At 41.0% G+C, this 19,754-nt stretch carries 18 protein-coding genes and 7 tRNA genes; 20 read left to right on the top strand and 5 right to left on the bottom strand.

Features of this window, described 5'->3' with window-relative positions:
* The first annotated feature begins 127 nt into the window (after positions 1–127).
* From ACNSN2_RS04425 to ACNSN2_RS04450, 6 genes are all read left to right on the top strand, one after another.
* On the top strand, positions 128–565 hold the full coding sequence (locus tag ACNSN2_RS04425; protein ID WP_418609040.1) for a MerR family transcriptional regulator: 438 nt from the start codon (positions 128–130) through the stop codon (positions 563–565).
* On the top strand, positions 562–2,802 hold the full coding sequence (locus ACNSN2_RS04430) for a heavy metal translocating P-type ATPase (RefSeq protein WP_418608643.1): 2,241 nt from the start codon (positions 562–564) through the stop codon (positions 2,800–2,802). The genes ACNSN2_RS04425 and ACNSN2_RS04430 overlap by 4 nt, the downstream gene beginning before the upstream one ends.
* A gap of 425 nt (positions 2,803–3,227) precedes the next feature.
* Positions 3,228–3,443 carry a TIGR02450 family Trp-rich protein gene (locus ACNSN2_RS04435; protein ID WP_010391412.1) on the top strand — a complete coding sequence of 72 codons (216 nt, stop codon included), beginning with the start codon at positions 3,228–3,230 and terminating at the stop codon, positions 3,441–3,443.
* Between the two features lie 538 nt (positions 3,444–3,981).
* Positions 3,982–4,194, top strand: coding sequence for an EF-hand domain-containing protein (locus tag ACNSN2_RS04440; protein WP_010391413.1), 213 nt, complete (start codon positions 3,982–3,984; stop codon positions 4,192–4,194).
* A 155-nt stretch (positions 4,195–4,349) separates the two neighbouring features.
* Complete coding sequence (locus ACNSN2_RS04445; RefSeq protein WP_010391414.1) at positions 4,350–4,562, top strand: calmodulin; 213 nt, start codon at positions 4,350–4,352, stop codon at positions 4,560–4,562.
* Between the two features lie 69 nt (positions 4,563–4,631).
* The gene (locus tag ACNSN2_RS04450) at positions 4,632–4,847 is read left to right on the top strand and encodes a calmodulin (protein ID WP_418608644.1); all 216 of its coding nucleotides are present in this window, start codon (positions 4,632–4,634) and stop codon (positions 4,845–4,847) included.
* 66 nt (positions 4,848–4,913) lie between these two features.
* Here the strand turns inward: ACNSN2_RS04450 and ACNSN2_RS04455 are convergent, their stop codons facing one another.
* Positions 4,914–6,524 carry a M28 family metallopeptidase gene (locus tag ACNSN2_RS04455; RefSeq protein ID WP_418608645.1) on the bottom strand — a complete coding sequence of 537 codons (1,611 nt, stop codon included), beginning with the start codon at positions 6,522–6,524 and terminating at the stop codon, positions 4,914–4,916.
* A 161-nt stretch (positions 6,525–6,685) separates the two neighbouring features.
* Here ACNSN2_RS04455 and ACNSN2_RS04460 point away from each other — a divergent pair, with 161 nt between their 5' ends.
* Positions 6,686–8,056 (top strand): Gfo/Idh/MocA family protein, encoded by a 1,371-nt coding sequence (locus tag ACNSN2_RS04460; protein ID WP_418608646.1) that lies wholly within the window; start codon positions 6,686–6,688, stop codon positions 8,054–8,056.
* Positions 8,057–8,125: 69 nt separating this feature from the next.
* Here ACNSN2_RS04460 and ACNSN2_RS04465 read toward each other — a convergent pair whose 3' ends face one another.
* On the bottom strand, positions 8,126–9,703 hold the full coding sequence (locus tag ACNSN2_RS04465; RefSeq protein ID WP_075170564.1) for a LysM peptidoglycan-binding domain-containing protein: 1,578 nt from the start codon (positions 9,701–9,703) through the stop codon (positions 8,126–8,128).
* A 153-nt stretch (positions 9,704–9,856) separates the two neighbouring features.
* Positions 9,857–10,630: a hydroxyacylglutathione hydrolase gene (gene gloB / locus ACNSN2_RS04470; protein ID WP_055011755.1), complete on the bottom strand. Its 774-nt coding sequence runs from the start codon at positions 10,628–10,630 to the stop codon at positions 9,857–9,859.
* Between the two features lie 53 nt (positions 10,631–10,683).
* Here gloB and ACNSN2_RS04475 point away from each other — a divergent pair, with 53 nt between their 5' ends.
* A complete protein-coding gene (locus ACNSN2_RS04475) occupies positions 10,684–11,445 on the top strand; it encodes a class I SAM-dependent methyltransferase (protein WP_054202171.1) in 762 nt (253 codons plus the stop codon).
* Between the two features lie 14 nt (positions 11,446–11,459).
* On the opposite strand, the gene rnhA is transcribed toward ACNSN2_RS04475, so the two are convergent.
* Entirely contained in the window at positions 11,460–11,924 is a 465-nt protein-coding gene (gene rnhA / locus ACNSN2_RS04480; protein ID WP_054202172.1) for a ribonuclease HI, read from the bottom strand.
* 68 nt (positions 11,925–11,992) lie between these two features.
* Between rnhA and dnaQ the strand changes: the two genes are divergently transcribed.
* The 10 genes from dnaQ to ACNSN2_RS04530 all read left to right on the top strand — a co-directional run bounded on the left by dnaQ (position 11,993) and on the right by ACNSN2_RS04530 (position 15,895).
* The gene (gene dnaQ, locus ACNSN2_RS04485) at positions 11,993–12,706 is read left to right on the top strand and encodes a DNA polymerase III subunit epsilon (RefSeq protein ID WP_418608647.1); all 714 of its coding nucleotides are present in this window, start codon (positions 11,993–11,995) and stop codon (positions 12,704–12,706) included.
* A 9-nt stretch (positions 12,707–12,715) separates the two neighbouring features.
* A complete protein-coding gene (locus ACNSN2_RS04490; protein ID WP_010391426.1) occupies positions 12,716–14,086 on the top strand; it encodes a TIGR03503 family protein in 1,371 nt (456 codons plus the stop codon).
* Positions 14,087–14,184: 98 nt separating this feature from the next.
* Positions 14,185–14,261 (top strand) — tRNA-Asp (locus ACNSN2_RS04495).
* Between the two features lie 27 nt (positions 14,262–14,288).
* Positions 14,289–14,365: transfer RNA gene (locus ACNSN2_RS04500), tRNA-Asp, on the top strand.
* A 41-nt stretch (positions 14,366–14,406) separates the two neighbouring features.
* Positions 14,407–14,483: transfer RNA gene (locus ACNSN2_RS04505), tRNA-Asp, on the top strand.
* A 31-nt stretch (positions 14,484–14,514) separates the two neighbouring features.
* Positions 14,515–14,591: transfer RNA gene (locus tag ACNSN2_RS04510), tRNA-Asp, on the top strand.
* A gap of 38 nt (positions 14,592–14,629) precedes the next feature.
* A tRNA-Asp gene (locus tag ACNSN2_RS04515) sits at positions 14,630–14,706 on the top strand.
* A 37-nt stretch (positions 14,707–14,743) separates the two neighbouring features.
* Positions 14,744–14,820, top strand: a tRNA-Asp gene (locus tag ACNSN2_RS04520).
* Positions 14,821–14,873: 53 nt separating this feature from the next.
* A tRNA-Asp gene (locus tag ACNSN2_RS04525) sits at positions 14,874–14,950 on the top strand.
* A 228-nt stretch (positions 14,951–15,178) separates the two neighbouring features.
* Positions 15,179–15,895: a helix-turn-helix domain-containing protein gene (locus ACNSN2_RS04530; RefSeq protein WP_008111733.1), complete on the top strand. Its 717-nt coding sequence runs from the start codon at positions 15,179–15,181 to the stop codon at positions 15,893–15,895.
* Positions 15,896–15,947: 52 nt separating this feature from the next.
* On the opposite strand, the gene ACNSN2_RS04535 is transcribed toward ACNSN2_RS04530, so the two are convergent.
* Positions 15,948–17,891, bottom strand: coding sequence for a S9 family peptidase (locus tag ACNSN2_RS04535; protein WP_418608648.1), 1,944 nt, complete (start codon positions 17,889–17,891; stop codon positions 15,948–15,950).
* 162 nt (positions 17,892–18,053) lie between these two features.
* Here ACNSN2_RS04535 and ACNSN2_RS04540 point away from each other — a divergent pair, with 162 nt between their 5' ends.
* Complete coding sequence (locus tag ACNSN2_RS04540; RefSeq protein ID WP_013464562.1) at positions 18,054–18,644, top strand: ABC transporter ATP-binding protein; 591 nt, start codon at positions 18,054–18,056, stop codon at positions 18,642–18,644.
* Complete coding sequence (locus tag ACNSN2_RS04545) at positions 18,641–19,750, top strand: DUF6136 family protein (protein ID WP_418608649.1); 1,110 nt, start codon at positions 18,641–18,643, stop codon at positions 19,748–19,750. The genes ACNSN2_RS04540 and ACNSN2_RS04545 overlap by 4 nt, the downstream gene beginning before the upstream one ends.
* Positions 19,751–19,754: the final 4 nt, after the last annotated feature.

The raw sequence follows: 19,754 nt of genomic DNA on the forward strand, positions 1-19,754 counted from the left end.
CTTATGGTGGCTGCTCTTATCTTAACTTTCTTCCACACTCCCAGCCATATGCTTAATTAATTGTTGACCTATGTGTTACACATAGGTTTATTATGTTGTCATTACATAGCCAGCCAGAGGTTTAATGATGTACGTAAAGCAATTAGCCAATACTATGGGCGTGACCCAAGACACAGTTCGTCATTATACGCGAATAAAGCTGCTTAATCCTATTCGTGGTGAGCGCAATGGTTATCAAGTGTATACCGCAGCCGAACAGCAACGTTTAAAGTTTATTATTAGTGCGCGTCAACTCGGTTTCTCAATAAAAGATATTCAACAAATTATTGCGCAGTCGGAGCAAGGGCAGTGCCCTTGTCCGCTCACACGACAATTAATAGCAAAGCGACTAGAGGAAACAGAGCAGCACTTTCAAGAAACACTTAAATTACGCACGCGAATGCAAGCAGCGGTTAAACAGTGGGATAAATCGCCTGATGGGGCTGTAAGTGCAGATATATGTAGCTTAATAGAGACCTTTGTTGATCCAATCTCTGAAGTTAAAAATACTAAGGAAGCGTTATGAGTAATCAACCCACCACGCAAAACTTTATGATTGAAGGCGCAAATTGTGGCAGTTGCGTGGCTAAAATAGAGAAAGCACTGAAAAATGTAGAGGGTGCGCAGCGCGTTGAAATGAACTTTGCCGATCGAACTGTGCAAGTAGAAGGTTCGGCTAAGGCTGAGCAGCTAATGCACGCTGTCGCTGATATTGGCTATCAAGCTAAACCTATGAACAGTGATTCTCAACAAGACGCCCTAGATGAAAAAGCCGAAGCTGATAACGCGCACTACAAAAAACTTATGCGCAATATGCTATTGGCATTGGGTTTGGGTGCGCCATTAATGCTTTATGGATTAATCTTTGATATGAGTGTCACTAGCAATGCCCAGCGTATTGGCTGGTTTATTGTTGGAATGATGACGTTGGTCGTAATGATTGTGTCGGGTAAGCAATTTTATACTGGCGCATGGCAGTCATTTAAAAATCATACGGCTAATATGGATACCTTGATTGCGCTTGGTACGGGAACAGCCTGGCTATATTCAATGGTGGTGGTGATCATGCCAAGTCTATTACCAGAGGTGGCTAGACATGTTTATTTTGAAGCCTCAGCAATGATCATAGGCTTAATAAGTCTTGGCTTAGCCTTTGAAGTAAAGGCGCGAGGGCGTACCTCTGAGGCTATTAAACGCTTAATTGGTTTACAACCTAAAACGGCACGGGTGATCCGAGATAACCAAGAGCAAGATGTAGCTATAAGCCAAGTTATTAAAGGTGACTTGATTCGTGTCCGCCCTGGAGAGAAAATTTCAGTCGATGGAGATGTTATTGAAGGTAGCAGTACACTAGATGAATCAATGCTCACTGGTGAACCGATGCCGGTTAATAAGGGTGAGGGTGACAAGGTTGTTGCTGGCAGTATTAATAAAAGTGGTACTTTGTTGTTTAAAGCAACCCATATAGGCAGCGAAACCACCTTAGCGAATATTATTAATATGGTTAAACGTGCACAAAACTCTAAACCCTCAATTGGACGCTTAGCTGATGTTATTTCAGGCATATTTGTACCCACAGTGATGATTATTGCGGTGCTAGCAGGCTTAGCATGGCTTAACTTTGGCCCACAGCCGAGTATTGCTTATGCGGTTGTTGCAATAACCACAGTTTTAATTATTGCTTGCCCGTGTGCACTTGGCTTAGCTACACCGATGTCAATTATGGTCGGCATAGGTAAAGCTGCTCAGTCGGGTATACTTATTCGTAACGGTGAAGCGCTACAAACAACAGCTAAAATCACCACCATGATCTTAGATAAAACAGGCACTATAACCGCAGGTAAGCCAACCGTGACCGATGTGGTTACGTTCAACCAAAGCGACAGTACCGAGGTGCTAAAGTTAGCAGCTAGTCTTGAAAGTAGTTCTGAGCATCCATTAGCCGAAGCCATGGTTAATTATGCTAAAAACCAAAATATTTCCCTTGAAAAAGTCAGTAATTTTAATGCTATCACTGGGCAAGGTGTCATCGGTACTATTAATGAGCAAAGCCTATTGTTTGGCAATCAGGCACTAATGAAAAGCCACAATATAGATATTGCAGAGGCAATACCTCAAGCGGAGCAGCTTGCTAGCGCTGCTAAAACGCCGATGTACTTTGCTATTGGCAATCAATTACATGCCATTATTGCGGTTGCTGACCCAATAAAAGAAGATTCAGCTGAAGCTATTAAACGCTTACAAAATAATGGTATTCATGTGGTTATGCTGACAGGCGATAACCAAGCGACCGCTAAAGCCGTTGCCAGCAAAGTCGGTATTACAGACTTTATAGCGCAATTAATGCCAGATGATAAAGCCGGTGAAGTGACTAAGCGCCAATCTCAAGGTGAAATTGTGGGCATGACTGGCGATGGTATAAATGATGCGCCAGCGTTGGCACAAGCCGATGTTGGATTTGCCATTGGCACTGGTACAGATGTAGCTATTGAAAGTGCGGATATAACGCTGATGCGAGGCTCACTTCATGGTCTTGCAGATGCCATTGCAATTAGTGGCGCAACCATAACTAATATTAAACAAAATTTGTTTGGGGCGTTTATTTATAACATTGCGGGTATTCCGATTGCTGCAGGGCTGTTGTATCCGTTTTTTGGTTTACTACTAAACCCAGTCGTAGCTGGCGCGGCAATGGCTTTATCATCGCTTACTGTAGTCACTAATGCAAACCGATTACGTTATTTTAAAGCGAGTAACTCGTAACTTTATTTATAGGGGATTTAATTATGTTATTAATTAATTTATTAGGCGTTTTACTTATTGTCGCTATTATTTATTGGTTTTGGTTGTATGAGCCGAAGTAAACAGTCATAGCAATCAAATAGCCATTACTGTGGGTAACGGGGTGTATTAATTATCCAGCGTATATTAAGGTAGCAGCGAACAGGCCTCTGACCCTGAATCGACAAGACGGTTCTCCTTGCGCTGAAACAGTGATTTCCCCCGTTTGAACTCGTGAAACGCCAAGTATAGGTGAAAATGCGGCTATTGAATTACTTTCGTTTGATGCTGGAGAATATACTTTTCATTGCTAAATACAAATGTTTAAAGGGAAGTTTTTGGTTTTTTAATAAAACTAAACGTATCCCTGATACGTATTCTCAAGCAGAAAACATAAAAGGTGTAGTATGAATAAATTAAACCCTAAAAAACTGCTAAATAGTAAATGGACTGCCATCCCAGCTATTAATAAAGAAAAGCACTTTATTATTGTTGAGGTAGAATTTGATGAAGACGCTAATGTGATTGAATGTATCACTGAAGCGGTGATGTCAAAAAATCAATATCCTATTCAGTGGCGCGACTTAAAAGACGAACAAAGATGGCGCCAAGGCTGGAAGTGACCCCATATACTCATGCCCAAATAAGTGGGTATGAGTGATATCAAATTAGTATCCCGCACGAGATTCATTCCTTACTTTAAGTATTTATTCGCCATACGGCGACAAATCCTTGCTTTTTCTCTCCCCGTTAAAAAAATTAATTTATATTTTTCTACAAATCAATTTAAGTTGTTTATTTTCAATTTGTTATCTATTTAATTTAACCTGTTTAATTTCGCGTTGTTAATTTGTTCAGTGGCGATTTATCTCTATAGCGACTCAGTTTTATTGTTTTATTTTGAATTGAAGATAGGTGTGTCTTTTTTAGATGATTTAAGTTGTTGAATTTTAATGGGTATTTTTTTAGTTAAAAGTAGCTGTTGCAAAAGAGCAACAAAATGTTGGGCATTTTTAAGTAAAAATCACATTTTTATTTTTAACTTATTGTTTATAAATAAAAAATTAAACATGGCATCGAAGTTGTAATACCTAAGCTGTATTTAGCAAAAAGTGATTAAGCTTAACGCTTAACCTTACAACCCAATGAAGGAATTACGTTATGACAACATTTAAATCAACACTGGTATTAATGGCACTTGCTTCTTCATCTGTGGCGTTTGCTGCAACAGATTTTGACACACTGGATGTGGATGGTAATGGCGCAATAAGCCAAGCGGAAGCATCAGTAGACGCTTCACTTATGAGTAAGTTTACAGAGCTTGATACGGATAAAAACGGCGAGCTTTCTAAAGCAGAATTTTCTAAGGCTTAAAAGGCCAATGCTCAACGCTATTACATATTCTGAGTTGCCAAAGACAACCTAAATAGGCAAGGGAGCCTATGAAAGAGAATAACTAGGATGTACGGTTGTAGCGTTGAGTTAATTAATTTATACCCAAACATTGCATACTTTGAAGGATTAATATTATGAAAAAATTACAGTCAACTCTTGTACTTATGGCACTTGCTTCTTCATCTGCAGTATTTGCCAGCACAGACTTTGAAACTCTTGATGTAGATGGTAGTGGCGCAATTAGCCAAGCTGAAGCATCGGTTGCGGCCGAACTTATGGAGCAGTTTGCAGAGCTGGACGTAGATGGCAATGGTGAACTTTCTAAAGACGAATTTTCAGCATACTAACTTTATAATTCCCTAAGGATCTTTGAAAAGGATTTCTTACCCACTTTTTTATTAAGCTAAGGATTTATTATGAAAACATTTACTAAAACGCTTGCTTTAATTGCACTTGCTTCGTCTTCTGCCGCTTTTGCTGCGGTTGACTTTGATTCTTTTGATTCTGATGGCGACGGCGTTATTAGCCAGTCTGAAGCACAAGCTAATTCACAATTAGCTAAATTATTTGATGACTTAGATATTGACGGGAATGGCGAATTATCTAAGCAAGAATTTGCCAAAGTTCAGTAACAAACACGCACAATCTTTAACGATACAGATAAAAGCAGCCGAATAATTTCTCGGCTGCTTTTTCATTTACTTATCTTCTAAACGTTTGGCTTTAAAATCAGACTCGCTTGTCCACTTAGGCCAGTCGCCATTATTGGCAAGTTGACTGGCTATATCTATAACTAGCTCGATATCCTGTTTTGCACCAGCTAATGACCATGTATCTGAATAGTCGTCGGCTTCTTTATGGTATTTATGACTGATGTAGTCAGGATCGGTATCACCTAAGCTCATAAACAGTAAACTTGGCACGCCTTGTTTAGCGAGTGAGAAATGATCTGATCTAAAAAACAATCCATTTTGTGGGCGAGGATCCATTTTTACCACGCGTCCTTGTGCTTTAGCCGCGCTTGCTAAGTAACTCTCCATTTCTGATAGGTTGTTACCGTATTGCAAAATATAATCGGTTTCATCGAGCACGTTCATACCATCGATATTTAATAATCCGACCATTTTTTTGGTGGCAATCATATTCCCATTGGCAAATTCTTCTGAGCCGATTAGACCTGTTTCTTCGGCGGTAAAGTTAGCAAACAGGATTGAGCGTTTAAATGGCTTTTGCTGATGCATCTTGCTCATAATGCGAGCTATTTCAAGTGTTGCTGCGGTGCCCGAAGCATTATCTACTGCGCCATTATAAATTTTAGGTCCACTGTCGGTTTGTTTAGTACCAAAATGGTCCCAATGGGCACTAATAATAACGTATTCGTCAGGGGTTTCACTGCCTGTAATTTGTGCAACCACATTATGTGATTTAGCGTGTGACACTTCATTTTTAAATGCAAGGTTCGCCTTTAAGTTCAATTCCTTGGCTTGAAATTGCTTACTTAATGCGTGTTGCTTTAATTGTTGATAATTTAAGTTTGCCGATGCGAATACTTGTTCAGCCGTATTAAGTGTTAACCAGCCCATAACTGGCAGTTCAGATGCATTAAGGTTGTTGTCCATCAAGCTATACTTGGTGCCCGTGTTTGAGCTTTCAACCACGCCCCAAGGGTATGCGGCTGGGGCTGTTTCATGAACAATAAATACCGCTTTTGCACCTCGGCGCGCGGCTTCTTCATATTTATAAGTCCAGCGGCCATAGTAGGTCATGGCATTGCCTGTAAATAGTGTATCGTCTTGGGTGGCAAAGCCCGGATCGTTCACCAGCACAATAACGGTTTTATCGGTTACATCAACATTGGCATAGTCGTTCCAGTTATATTCTGGCGCGTTAATCCCATAACCAACAAATACAATATCGCTATTGCGGACATCAATAATCGGCTGTAACTGCTTTGTACGGGCGGTGAAGTCTTTACCTGCAATAAAGCTAAGCTTCCCCATAGTTAATTGCATGTTTTGATCTGCAGTTAGCATGGCCATTTTAACTGGCTGTAAATACTTCTCTTGATACGCGCCAGACAACCCCATTGCTTGGTATTGCTCACTTAAATAACCAACGGTTTTAACTTCACCTAAGGTAAGCGGGCCGCGTCCTTCAAAGTCATCTGACGCTAAGGTTTTAATATGCTGTTTAAGATTATTTAAACTAACGCCAGGGGTGTTTTCAAGAGATGAAGCTGGCGTTGTAGGCTCAGAGCAACCCGTTAGTGCAATAGCTAAAAAAAGTGCAGTGATTTTTATATAAGACATAACTACTTAAAATAATAATTTTTTTCGACTATAACCCCAAGTAACCGGTAAATGCGAATTTTTATCTCTTTTAACCTTATTTTTATGTCGCTTACCTCTTCACCTATTTACCCGTTCATCGCCTTTAGGTAAGTTAAAACAATAACAAAAGGGATAAAGCAATGAAGCAATTTAATCGTCGAGACTTTTTAAAAGCAGCCAGTGTTGCCGCAGCTGCAGGTGTAGTGAGTGGTTGTGCATCAAGTGGAAGTGCTAATGCAAGCGCACCAAAACAGCAAGGGCGCAGCGTTATTGGTTTAGTCGCGCCTAAAATGGATGTGGTTAGAGTGGGCTTTATTGGTGTGGGTCAGCGCGGTTATGGACATGTAAAGCGCATGAGCCATATTGAAGGTGCGCAAATAGTCGCTATTTGTGACACGCACACTGAGGTGCTAGAGCGAGCTGCCAATTATTTAGTTGATAAAGGGGTAGCTAAGCCGGCGTTATATACTGGCAGTGAGCGGGCCTATCAACAAATGCTTGAACGACAAGACATAGATATAGTCATTATTTCTACTCCTTGGGCATGGCATGCACCTATGGCTATCGATACTATGAACAGCGCAAAACATGCTTTTGTTGAAGTGCCCTTGGCACTGACTGTTGACGAAATGTGGCAAATTGTAGATACCGCCGAACGTACTCAAAAAAATTGCATGATGATGGAAAATGTGAATTACGGTCGCGACGAGTTAATGGTATTAAACATGGTGCGCCAAGGTGTATTTGGGGAGCTGTTACATGGCGAAGCGGCCTATATCCATGAGCTACGTTGGCAAATGAAAGAGCTTGAGCACAAAACAGGCTCATGGCGAACGCAATGGCATGCAAAACGTGATGGTAATTTATACCCGACCCATGGATTAGGCCCTGTATCGCAATATATGAATATAAATCGTGGCGATAGGTTTGATTTTTTAACCTCCATGAGCTCTCCTTCGCTGGGTAGAAGCGCGTATGCACAACGTGAATTTGCAGCGGATCATTCCCGTAATCAGCTTAATTATATTGCCGGTGATATGAACACGGCACTGATTAAAACTCTCAAGGGGCGCAGTATTATGGTACAGCACGATACAACAACCCCTCGGCCATACTCTCGACATAACTTAATCCAAGGCACGAATGGTGTGTTTGCCGGTTTCCCTAATCGTATTGCCCTTGAAAATGGTGGTTCTAAAAGTTTTCATGAATGGGATTATGATATGAGCGGATGGTATGAGCAGTACGACCATCCCCTATGGATTAAAATGGGTGAAGAGGCACAGCGCAATGGTGGCCATGGTGGCATGGACTTTTTAATGTTTTGGCGGATGATTTACTGTTTAAGAAATGGCGAACCGCTGGATCAGGACGTTTACGATGGCGCAGCATGGTCGGTTATTTCACCGTTATCAGCCCAGTCTGTGAGTGAGCGTAGCCGCTCAATCGATATTCCCGATTTTACTCGCGGTGCATGGCAAACAGCACAGCCTTTAGGCATTGTAGGCTAAGGTTTATAGCAGGCATAAAAAAAGAGCGCATGCGCTCTTTTTTTATTTAACAGTTTTTTACAATAAGGATCAGCTACTTCTTACATCTACTTTTAATTTAAGCTTTTGTCCTGGCTGTAAGTATTTTTGTCCGGCAAGGTTATTCCATTTAATAATATCGCTCACTGTTAAATTAAACTTAGACGCTATACGCGCTAAAGAATCGCCTCGACGAACTTTGTAGGTAATAGTACGATTAGTATTACTCGTCGACTTTTTAGGCTGGCTAGCTGACTTATAAACTACCAATTTTTGATTTAAACGCAGTACTGCATTTTTTTTCAGCTTATTCCACTTAGCTAATTCACTCATAGTTACATCGTATTCGCGGCTAATATCCCATAGGGTATCGCCACTTTTTACCGTATGAGAAAGTTTAGTGCGTAAACTTTTATTAGCGGCCGCACGTACTTGCTGAGGCAAATGTTCACTGTTAATTTTACCATCAGTGAGTGGTACTAAAATTTGTTGACCCACACGAATTACGTTTGAGTTAAGCTTATTTAATGACTTAATCGCGCTGATACTAGTGGTAAATTTATCTGCAATCACCGACAAGCTATCGCCACGTTTGACCTTATATTGCTGCCAACGAAGACGGTTTTTAATCGCTGTAGCGGTAAGCTTTTCAGTGAATTGTTCTACTTTATCGGTAGGTAGTAATAAAAAGTGTGGGCCATCAGGATCGGTTGCCCAGCGGTTAAATCCTGGATTTAATCGATATAGTTCGGTAAGGGTCATATCGGCCATATCCGCAGCCAGTGCTAAATCTATTTGTGACTCAATATTAACCACTTCGACTACTTGTGCGTTAATTATTGGCTTCCACGACACTTTAAACTCATCTGCACGTTTTAGTAAATCAGCTAAAGCTAATAATTTAGGCACGTAGGCGGTGGTTTCACGAGGTAAATCTAGTGACCAAAAGTCGGTAGGTAAATGCTTTTTACGATTCTTTTTAATCGCACGCAGCAAGCGGCCTTCACCTGAGTTATAGGCGGCAATTGCGTTCAGCCAATCACCTTCAAGGGTTTTGTGTAAGTACGAGAGATAATCAAGTGCAGCGCGAGTAGACTGCACAATATCGCGACGACCGTCATACCACCAGTTTTGTTTTAAATCGAAACGCTCGCCGGTTGCGGGCATAAACTGCCAAATACCCGATGCAGTACGGTGCGAATAGCCATAAGGGTCGAACGCACTTTCTACAATGGGTAAAAGTGCAATTTCGATGGGCATTTCACGCTTTTCAATTTCTTCAACAATAAAATGTAAATACGGCTCAGCACGTTTAGAAATACGGTCAAGGTATGCCTGATGACGTGCATAATAATTACGCTCAGCGACCACTGGGCGATTTTGTGGAATATCAATAGATAATTGGTAACGAATACGCTCCCAAACATCGTCAAACACAGGGGCTTCTTCTTCAATATCGTTTACTTGTTGATATTGCGCATTCATCATTAATGCAGTGCTAATATCATTTGGGCTGGCGCCTTCAAGCTGGTTTTGAGCTTGATTTTGTGAATCTGTGTTTAACGTTGTCAGTGTTTGACAACCGCCTAGCGTCATCGCTAAGACCAATAAAAGAGGAGATTTATTCATAAATACCAATACATAGGGTAAAAAACTCGGCGAATACTACCCATAATGAGTCAACATTGCCACTTATGACCGTTAAAAGTTCCAAACAAATATGATTAGAAAATGTTAACTTATTGTTTGTTAACTAATCGTTTTATTATTATTGTTGCTAGCTTAAAAATGATCTTTGAACTTTCTCAGACTAGCAAAGTTTTCCCAAGGTTCATTGTTTTTTGTAACTAAACAATACTCTTTTGGTAATGACTCTGTAATATTGGGTAAGTTGCTACGCATGAAAGGGTTAACTTTAAGCTCTTGACCTATGGTGCTTGGCAAGCTTATTTCATCATTTTTTCGCAATTCATCTACTTGCTGGCTGTAAGCGAGTAATTCGGGGTTTCGTGGCTCAACCGCTTTTGCAAAGGCCAAGTTTGCTTGGGTGTATTCGTGGGTGCAATATACTTTGCAATCACTTGGCAGTACTCGCAACTTATTAAATGAATGCCACATTTGCTCAGGGCTGCCTTCAAATAAGCGCCCACAACCGCCGCTAAATAGGGTGTCGCCAGTAAAGGCCAGTGCATCATTAATATAACAAATATGGTCTAGGGTGTGCCCAGGAGTCGCTATAATGTCAAATGGAATGTTTAAAACGCTAATTGTATCACCTTCATTTAAAGGCGTTGTTATTCCCTCAAATGGGCTATTACTTGGGCCGTAAACTGTGATGTTAGGGTACTGCTTTACTAATTGAGCTACGCCATCGGTATGATCATAATGATGATGGGTAATTAAAATACCGCCAAGGGTTAAGTTATGCTGTGCTAAATGCTCTAAAACTGGCGCTGATTGCCCAGGATCAACCACCCACGCTTGGTTATTCTGCTCGGTGGTTAAGCACCAAATGTAGTTATCAGAAAAGGCTTTAATTGCTTTGACTTGCACCATGTATCGTTGCTCTATAAAGTGGTATTTAATTAATATTATAACGAGCTTATATAATGAAACCAGCCCTTAGTTTTCAAGAAGGTCCTAAACCGTTGTCATGGCAGCAGTTTCCGCATGGTGATTATTTACGTTGTGATATAGAACGCAAATTGTCGCCTTGGTTACCGCGAATGTTTGGCTATCATATGCTTAAATTAGGTAATTTAAGCGGTGAATTAGACACCAGTAAAAGCTCCATTAAACATCAAGTATGTGTTGCAGAGCTTGGCCCATACACGGGGGTGGTTGCCGATATAGATGAACTGCCTTTTTACGAGCATAGTATAGATGCTTGCATTATGAGCCATTGTTTAGAGTATCACTCAGATCCACATCATATTTTACGTGAGGCTCATCGAACTCTTATTCCAGGCGGTTATATCGCCATTACGGGTTTTAATCCGTTTAGCTTTTGTGGGTTAGCGCAGTTACTGCCGTTTAGCCGTCAAAAATTACCGTGGACAGGGCGCTTTTTTACTCCTGCACGGGTAAAAGACTGGCTAAATTTACTTGGATTTGAAATTGTGGCCGATGAGCGTTTTATTTATTCGTCGTTGGCGCGCGGTAATCGCTTATCGCGGTTTGCATTTTGGCGCAGCTTTACCAAACAGTATTTAAAACCTATGGGCAGTGTGTATATGCTGGTGGCACGAAAACGAGTTGCGCCACTTACACCAATCAAACCTAAGTGGCATGCTCGTCCACAATTTGCGCCAATAAAAGGGGTAGGGCTTAGGCAAACCTCAAAGCAGCATTATCAACAAAATAAAAAATAGCATGATGTAGAGGGTTACGGTTGGTAACCTTCATCATCGAGTAAGTTGTTGCCGCTGGCTGCATCACGAGCAAGGTCGTCAACAATTTCGTTATATTTGTGGCCACTGTGCCCTTTTACCCATTTCCAGGTAACGTCGTGCTCGGCACAGGCTTTGTCGAGACGTTTCCATAAATCGACATTTTTAACCGGCTTTTTAGCCGAGGTTTGCCAACCGCGTTTTTTCCAATTGGTGATCCAAGACTCAATACCCTGCTTAACATATTGGCTATCGGTAGTCAGGGTTACAGGGCAGGCACGATTAAGAGATTCTAGCGCCACAATGGCTGCCAGCATTTCCATACGGTTGTTGGTTGTAAGCTTATAACCTTGGCTTAATTTTTTTTCATGGGCTTCATAAATCATAAAAATACCATAACCACCGGGGCCTGGATTACCTAAACACGAACCATCGGTGTAAATCTCTACGGTTTTTTGCACTGTTTTACCTTGATATTATGTACAATAAAGTGATTATAGAAAGATACCAGAGTCAGGCTTAATTCGATATGGCACGCAGACAAATAGTTTTAGATACAGAAACCACCGGCATCGACCCTAAACAAGGGCACCGTATCATTGAGATCGGTTGTGTGGAGCTTATGAATCGCCGGTTAACCGGCAATAATTTTCACGTTTACATTAATCCGCAGCGCAGCATTGAAGAAGAAGCAATCGATGTTCACGGTATTACTAATGAATTTTTACGCGATAAACCGCTTTATCGTGATATTGCCCAAGAGTTTTTTGACTATATTAAAGGGGCTGAGTTAGTCATTCATAATGCGCCGTTCGATATTGGCCATATGGATAATGAATTTGCGTTATTAAATCAAGGCTATCAAAACACCCATAGTTTTTGTGGTGTGCTTGATACCCTTAAAATGGCGCGTGACTTGCATCCAGGGCAAAAGAACAACCTAGATGCACTTTGTCGCCGCTACGATGTTGATAACACTAAGCGGACGTTACACGGCGCCTTACTGGATTCTGAAATTTTAGCCGATGTTTACCTGGCAATGACCGGGGGGCAAGTAAAGCTAAACCTAAATCAAAACAAAGATGACTCAAGTGAAGATCAAAAAGGCGGTATTAGACGCCTAAGTAGCGACAGAGCACCTTTGGTAGTTATAGCAGCTAACGATGCAGAGCAAAGCGCACATCAAACGCGTTTAGAAATTGTACAAAAGGAGGGCGGCCATTGTTTATGGCGCGCTGAATAGGGCATTATTATGAAAACGCTATTAGTAGTTTCACTGCTTTTAATTGCCGTGTGTTTCCACCCCGATGCACACAGCGTAAAGCAAGTTGAAGAGTTAAAAGGCAGCGGTAAACAAAATGAAATCCCGTTACTGGATAACCGTTTTCGTGTTGATGACAAAATTGATGAAATAAAATTAATATTTTTTAGACGCCCTGGATCGCCTGCCGTAATTTTAGTAAGACCCGATGGTACTAAATACTTTGCAACCAATGCGGTGAGAAACACTAGTCTTGATTGGTACGACGAATTAAATTATGACTTAGTGGTTATTCGCAATCCCATGCCTGGGCCGTGGCAAGTTATTGGCCAAATAATGCCAGAAAGCCGCATTGTTGTTATTGGTGAGCTATCGCTAAAAGTAGACCCACTGCCTAAAATTCTGTTTCAGGGTGAAACTGTAAAGGTAACTGGTGAGATTTTAAATGATGGCGAGCCGATTCGCGCCAACCTATTTAAAGATGCGGTATCGCTTAATGTAAGCTTTGTGAGCACCAATAATGAAAACTTTGAAAACTTTGGTGCAGGCATACAACAAGTAACTGAATTCAAAGATGATGGCTACGGGTTCGATGAAAGCGCTAAAGACGGTGTGTTTACCGGTGAGTTTACCTTAAATTTCACACCTGGCGAGTGGCGCCCTGAGCTTTATATTACCACTGATGTATTAGAGAGGCGGGTGGTTCAAGATCCTATTGTTGTGCATGAGCCGCCTTTCAGCTTTACCTCCGTTGAAGCAACCGAAGAGGGGGATGATCATCGCATTACCATCAATATTGATGATGAGCTTTTAAAACCTGATACGGTGATCATGCAAGGTAAAATTTATTATCCCAATGGTGAAGAGCAGGTATTTTACTTAGATAGCAACAGCACTACTGCTAGAGAGCTGGCTTTACAAGATTATGGCTGGGGGCGCTACAACATTGAAATCTCTGTTTTTGGCTCAACAATCAATGACCGAGAGTTTATGGCTACATTGCCAACCTATTTATTTGAAATAGAAAGACCGATTGAAGTGATTCCAGAAATTCCAGTTGCCAGTGTTAGCGAACCAGAAATTATTCCTGTGCCAGTTGTAAAACCAAAAGTAATGTCCACGGGATTAATGGTTAGTTTAATTGTTGGTGGAAATTTGGCCATTTTATTTATAGGTTGGTTATGTATTCGTGTTTTTGTGCAGAACAAACCATTAAAACTTAAATTGAATTTAGCTTTTTTAAATAAAAAGAAAGCTGTTGAGTCAAAAAAAGCTGAACAGCAAAAATCAGATGAACCAGAAAATAGCTCAAAAAATGATAAATCAGGTGGAATTTTAAACCTTTCGATGTCAGATGACTAAAAAACCTGTAAAAAAACAAAAAAGCCCTTGACGAAGCAGGGGCTGGTTCGTATTATTCACGCCGCTGTCAGGGGAGACTCAGACAGAAACGAAAATGCGGAGTGGTAGTTCAGTTGGTTAGAATACCGGCCTGTCACGCCGGGGGTCGCGGGTTCGAGTCCCGTCCACTCCGCCAATTTTCGACAATTTGTAAGTATGCGCTGGAGTGGTAGTTCAGTTGGTTAGAATACCGGCCTGTCACGCCGGGGGTCGCGGGTTCGAGTCCCGTCCACTCCGCCAACACTTACACAACATATGGTTGTAAAACATATTCTTATTATGGAGTGGTAGTTCAGTTGGTTAGAATACCGGCCTGTCACGCCGGGGGTCGCGGGTTCGAGTCCCGTCCACTCCGCCAATAAGAAAAAATAACAGTTTAAATACGCGCTGGAGTGGTAGTTCAGTTGGTTAGAATACCGGCCTGTCACGCCGGGGGTCGCGGGTTCGAGTCCCGTCCACTCCGCCAACTATTTAAACACTGTTATATTACAAAATTTGTATGCTGGAGTGGTAGTTCAGTTGGTTAGAATACCGGCCTGTCACGCCGGGGGTCGCGGGTTCGAGTCCCGTCCACTCCGCCAACAAATTAAGTAATGACAAGTAAAAAGATATCTCTGCGGAGTGGTAGTTCAGTTGGTTAGAATACCGGCCTGTCACGCCGGGGGTCGCGGGTTCGAGTCCCGTCCACTCCGCCATTTGATATCGTAACAAAATTAGTAAGTGCATTACCCCATGCACATACCACTGCGGAGTGGTAGTTCAGTTGGTTAGAATACCGGCCTGTCACGCCGGGGGTCGCGGGTTCGAGTCCCGTCCACTCCGCCACTTGTTATTTCCTCAATAACAAGCAATAAATAATTTCCTTATTAATAAATCCAAACATAATTTTTTATCAGCTATCAGCTATCAGCTATCAGCTATCAGCTATCAGCTATCAGCTCGACTCTTCTATACTAACCTGCTAATATTCTTGGCTATTCTTTAATATTCAGCTTCTTATCTCTGCATGAATTACCAAGAATCTAACCTCACTTTAAAAAAGGAAGCATTAAGATGAGTACATTAGGTCAGCAATTAAAGCAGCTAAGAAATAATAAAAAATTGAGCCAACCTGAATTTGCCCAGCAAGCGGGTATAGAGCAGAGTTATTTATCCAAGCTTGAAAACGATAAATCAATTCCCTCCAATGAAATATTTAGAGCTTTATTGATAGCATTAGATCTTTCAATTGATGAGTTTATGAAGCCACTAGTATCGAGTCACGATAAAGTTAGACTGATGCAAATACCCGATGTAGAGCTGTGGTATAAAAGTAAAGCAGTAAAGAGCTCAGCCACACAGCGTAAGGTTATTTATCTCGCAATGTTTTTAATATCTATTGGTTGTGCATTGTTTTATGCAGGACATAAAAACTATGTGTTCAATGAGCGCTTTTACGAATATAAATCACAAGGTGTGATCAAAACAGGTGAACCTCTGAATGTTTTTACTCATTGGAGCAATTATATTATTGAGTCGAATCGAGAAAAAAGAGATGAGAAAAATCGGGAAATGCTGGCCAGAAGGGTACCAAGTTTTAAGTTAATGGATGAGTATGTCGGTGAATCATTTGTTGAAGAGGTTGAGGGAGGTAAACGTGTTTATACTGCAAATGAGCTTTCGCGGACTATGCCACATGCAGGCAATAGTTGGTTTGAGTTTTTAGGTATTTTTGCTGCTGTATTTGGTTTGGCGCTCGCTTTACTGGAACCTAGATTAACCAAGCAATAAAAAGCCTGCGTACATGAAAACGCAGCAGGCTTTAATATAAATTGGCTTACAATTACCCTTGTGGGCCAAAGCGTTCTTTCAAGTAAGTATCTAAAAAGTTTAGGTAGGCGTTGGAGGCGCTGATACGGTTTTCTTTTTTGCTAAAACCGTGGCCTTCATCATCAAATAATACATACTCTACTGGCACACCATTAGCTTTAACCGCAGCAACCAACTCATCGCTTTCAATTTGTAATACGCGTGGATCATTAGCACCTTGAATAACCATTAAAGGCTTAGTGATGTTATCGGCATGAAATAGCGGTGAAATAGCACGGTGACGTTCACCATCGGTGGCAGGATCGCCCATTTCATCGTATAGCGCCTTTTTAAAGCTTTCCCACCATGGTGGAATTGAGTTCAGTGTGCGTACCCAGTTAGTCACACCAAAAATATTGATACCTACTTTGAACTCTTCCGGTTCAAAGGCAAGCGCGGCTGCGGTCATAAAGCCGCCGTAGCTACCACCCATGATGCCGATTTTATCTGCATCGACCCAATCTAGGCTTTGTAAGTGTTTTTTACCGTAGACAATATCTTGTAGATCATCGGTGCCATGTTTTTTATCGTCTAAATGGAAAAATGTTTTACCATAGCCTGAGCTACCGCGGTTATTGACGGCAAAAATAGCATAGCCATGATTAACTAAATGTTGCTGCATTGCGCTATAACCAGTTCGGCTTTGCCCACCTGGGCCGCCATGCACCCAAATAAGTGCAGGTACTTTATTGGTGCTGCTGGCTTGTTTTGGTTTGTATAATACGCCCGGTATTTCTAAATCATCAAAACTTTTAAAGCGCACAATGGTGCTCTCTACTAAGTCGTTTTGATCTATATCTTCACTTAATGTGTTGGTAAGTTGCTTGGCTTCATTACTGCCAACTTGCCAAACAAATAAGTTGCTTGGTGAGGTATCTGAATTTAAATAAAACGCCATGGTTTTCTCATCGCTTGAGAAATTCACACCACGTAGATTTCCCGCAGGTAATTTAGGCATGGCAATTTCATCCGCTGTTTGCGTGTCTTTTACTGTGACCTTTGTGCTGGCATCAGCATTTACACCGCTTACTTGGTAACGCCCAGATTTAGAAAAGTAAATAAAGCTAACGTCCCAATCATCTTTTAATGCTGGGCTGTGCTTGCCTGTGGCGAGCTCATATTGCCACACCTCTGAAAACTCTCCTTTAGCGTCTGTTGAGTAGTATAAATATTTGCTGTCTACAGAGAAGGTCTCAGGCGTATATTGTGCTGGTGTATCGTGTTTTGAAATTAATTGCGGCTTGAGGGTTTTCTTATAGGTATCAAGAATAAACGTATCGCTGTCTTTATTGGTATTATTTTTAGACAGTGCAATGTAGCGTCCATCAGGGCTAATTGCGCCCACATCTAGTCCTTGTGTGTTTTGATAAACGGGCGTGACTTTATAGGTTTTGCTATCTACACGATACAAGTCCATAAACTTGGCATCGCGTTGATTACTGGTAATAAAAAACTGACTGCCATCTTTAGTAAAGCCTGTAAAACTCGCGCGGGTTTCTTCCCCTGGAGTTAAATCTTTGATTGAACCATCAACTTCACGCACATAAACATGGTAGCGCTCATTACCGCCTGAGTCCTTGGTAAATAGTACACGCTCATCATTTGGGAAATAGCGAATAGGGTAGGTGCTGTCTTCAAAATTGGTTAGGCGCGTTTTACTTGCTGTTTTTACATCGACTTCATAGAGGCTATAGATACCGCTTTCATCGCTACTAACTAGAACTTTATCGCCAGTCGGGGAAAAGCTACTGCCCATGATAGATGTTGTATCAAAAAAGGTTTTAGCGTTATAGGTTTTTACTTGTTGTGTTTGCTCAGTTGCCACAGGGGTAGAGGCTGAATTATTAGATTGACTGCAACCTGTTAATGCAATTGATACTGCACAGGTAATACATGCAAATTTGAGGGCTTTTTTCATAGATACATTCCTTGGATTATAATTATAGACTTTTAGTGTTAACCGAACATTTTTTAAACGCAAGTAATTAGCCTATTCGAACTGCAATAAAGTGTTACAAACCATGTAGCCCACGAAAATAGAAAACCAGTTATAATTCACTTTCAAAATCAGGGAGTATTTATGATAGAAGTCATTGGGTTACATAAACAGTTTGCTGAAAACGTATTGTACAGTGGCTATAGTGTGCAGTTTTGTGCACCTAAAATATGCATTGAAGCGCCTAATGGCCAAGGTAAAACAACGTTGTTGATGATGTTGGCAGAGCTCGAAACGCGCCAAAGTGGGCAGATTTTATTTTCTAAAAAAGCATTAACCGAACCGCATAAACAAGTTGCTATAGCCTCAGACTGTATTGCTTTACCTGACTTTCTTACGGCAAAGCAAATTATTAACTTGTCCGTGAATACGCTGGGTTGTGATTGGCCAACGACAATAATAGATGGGTTTAATTTCAATGAATTTTTAAATACTCGTTTTGATGCGCTGTCGTCAGGTAATCAAAAGAAATGCCAGTTAATTTTAGCGCTTATGCGTGACGCACCTTATTTACTTCTAGACGAACCCAGCGCAGCACTTGATCAAGCCAGTATTCAGTATTTATTAGTGCTGCTTGATGAATATCTAATAGATAAGCCAAATGGGCAAATAGTCATCACTTGCCATGAACCAGCGCCATTTATTGAGCGTGGCTTTGAGTGTATACCGTTATGATTGCAAATTTAAAACAATCAATCGGGCAATATCGCTCCTTTATGGATTATCGTTATCAGGCTTACAAAACTGAACTCACGCAATTATTGTTGCAACTTAAAAACTTTGGCTTGTTATTTCTAGTGGTACTTGGCTCTGCCATGCTTGGTATGATTTTACTGTTGTTTTTAGGGCTGGGAAAAATTATCGATAGCAGCGATGCACCGCAGTATGGTGCACAGATGGCTTGGCTGTATTTGCTGTTGCAAAGTGTCATGTTGAGCGCAATGAAATCTGCTATAAAAAACAGCGCTCAACGTGCCTTTCAACAAACATTGGTGAAGCGATATTGGCTTGGTTTTATGGATATAAAGCTATTACTTTTAAGCAATGGCTGGTTGATTGCGAGCCTCATTATCGCGATTGATCTTAGTGTGAGTCAGTGGCTTAGAGTGCCGCATTTCTGGTTGTTTTTACTATTGCAATTTGTGCTCGGCATTTTATGTTTATACAAGCCAATAGCGCTGGTTTATGGTTTTTTGTTATCCGCAATTTGGGCAACGTTACCGCTTGATGTCAGTCCATTGCTTTATCATAGCGGCTTTGTTCTGTTATTTGCGCTAAGTACCTTGATGGTCCCTTTTAATGCTACAGCTAAGCTAAAGTTGAATTCACTTTCAGGCTTTTGGCTGTTATTTTTTATGCATAATAGCTGGGCTTTGATATGGCGAGGAGCTTTATTACTATGTGTATTTATGGCATCCAAGGTGTTGTTACAAGAGCGCGCTGATTTAGCTGCTATATTCAGTATTTTGTCACTTGCCTTTGTGGTGTTATTTAGTAGCTCACTACAATTTGATTGTCGTCACCTATATCAGCAGTACAGTGTGTTTTTTAACATGCAGAATAAGCAAACAGCATTCTTTGTTAGCTTATTTATTCCTAGCTTAATTGTATTATTACTCGCACTGGTTGGTTTTGTGGCTTTATTTAATCAAGCAAATTGCTTATTGCTAGTAATAGGGGTTGTTTGGTGTTTACTACAACAGGCCTTAGCGCAAAAAAAACCAGCGCATTATGCGCTGGTTTGGATGGTTATAACAGGTGTGTTGCTTAGCTTTTATTAGTAAA

Source organism: Pseudoalteromonas sp. US3C1013, assembly GCF_048401115.1.
Taxonomy (GTDB): domain Bacteria; phylum Pseudomonadota; class Gammaproteobacteria; order Enterobacterales; family Alteromonadaceae; genus Pseudoalteromonas; species Pseudoalteromonas undina.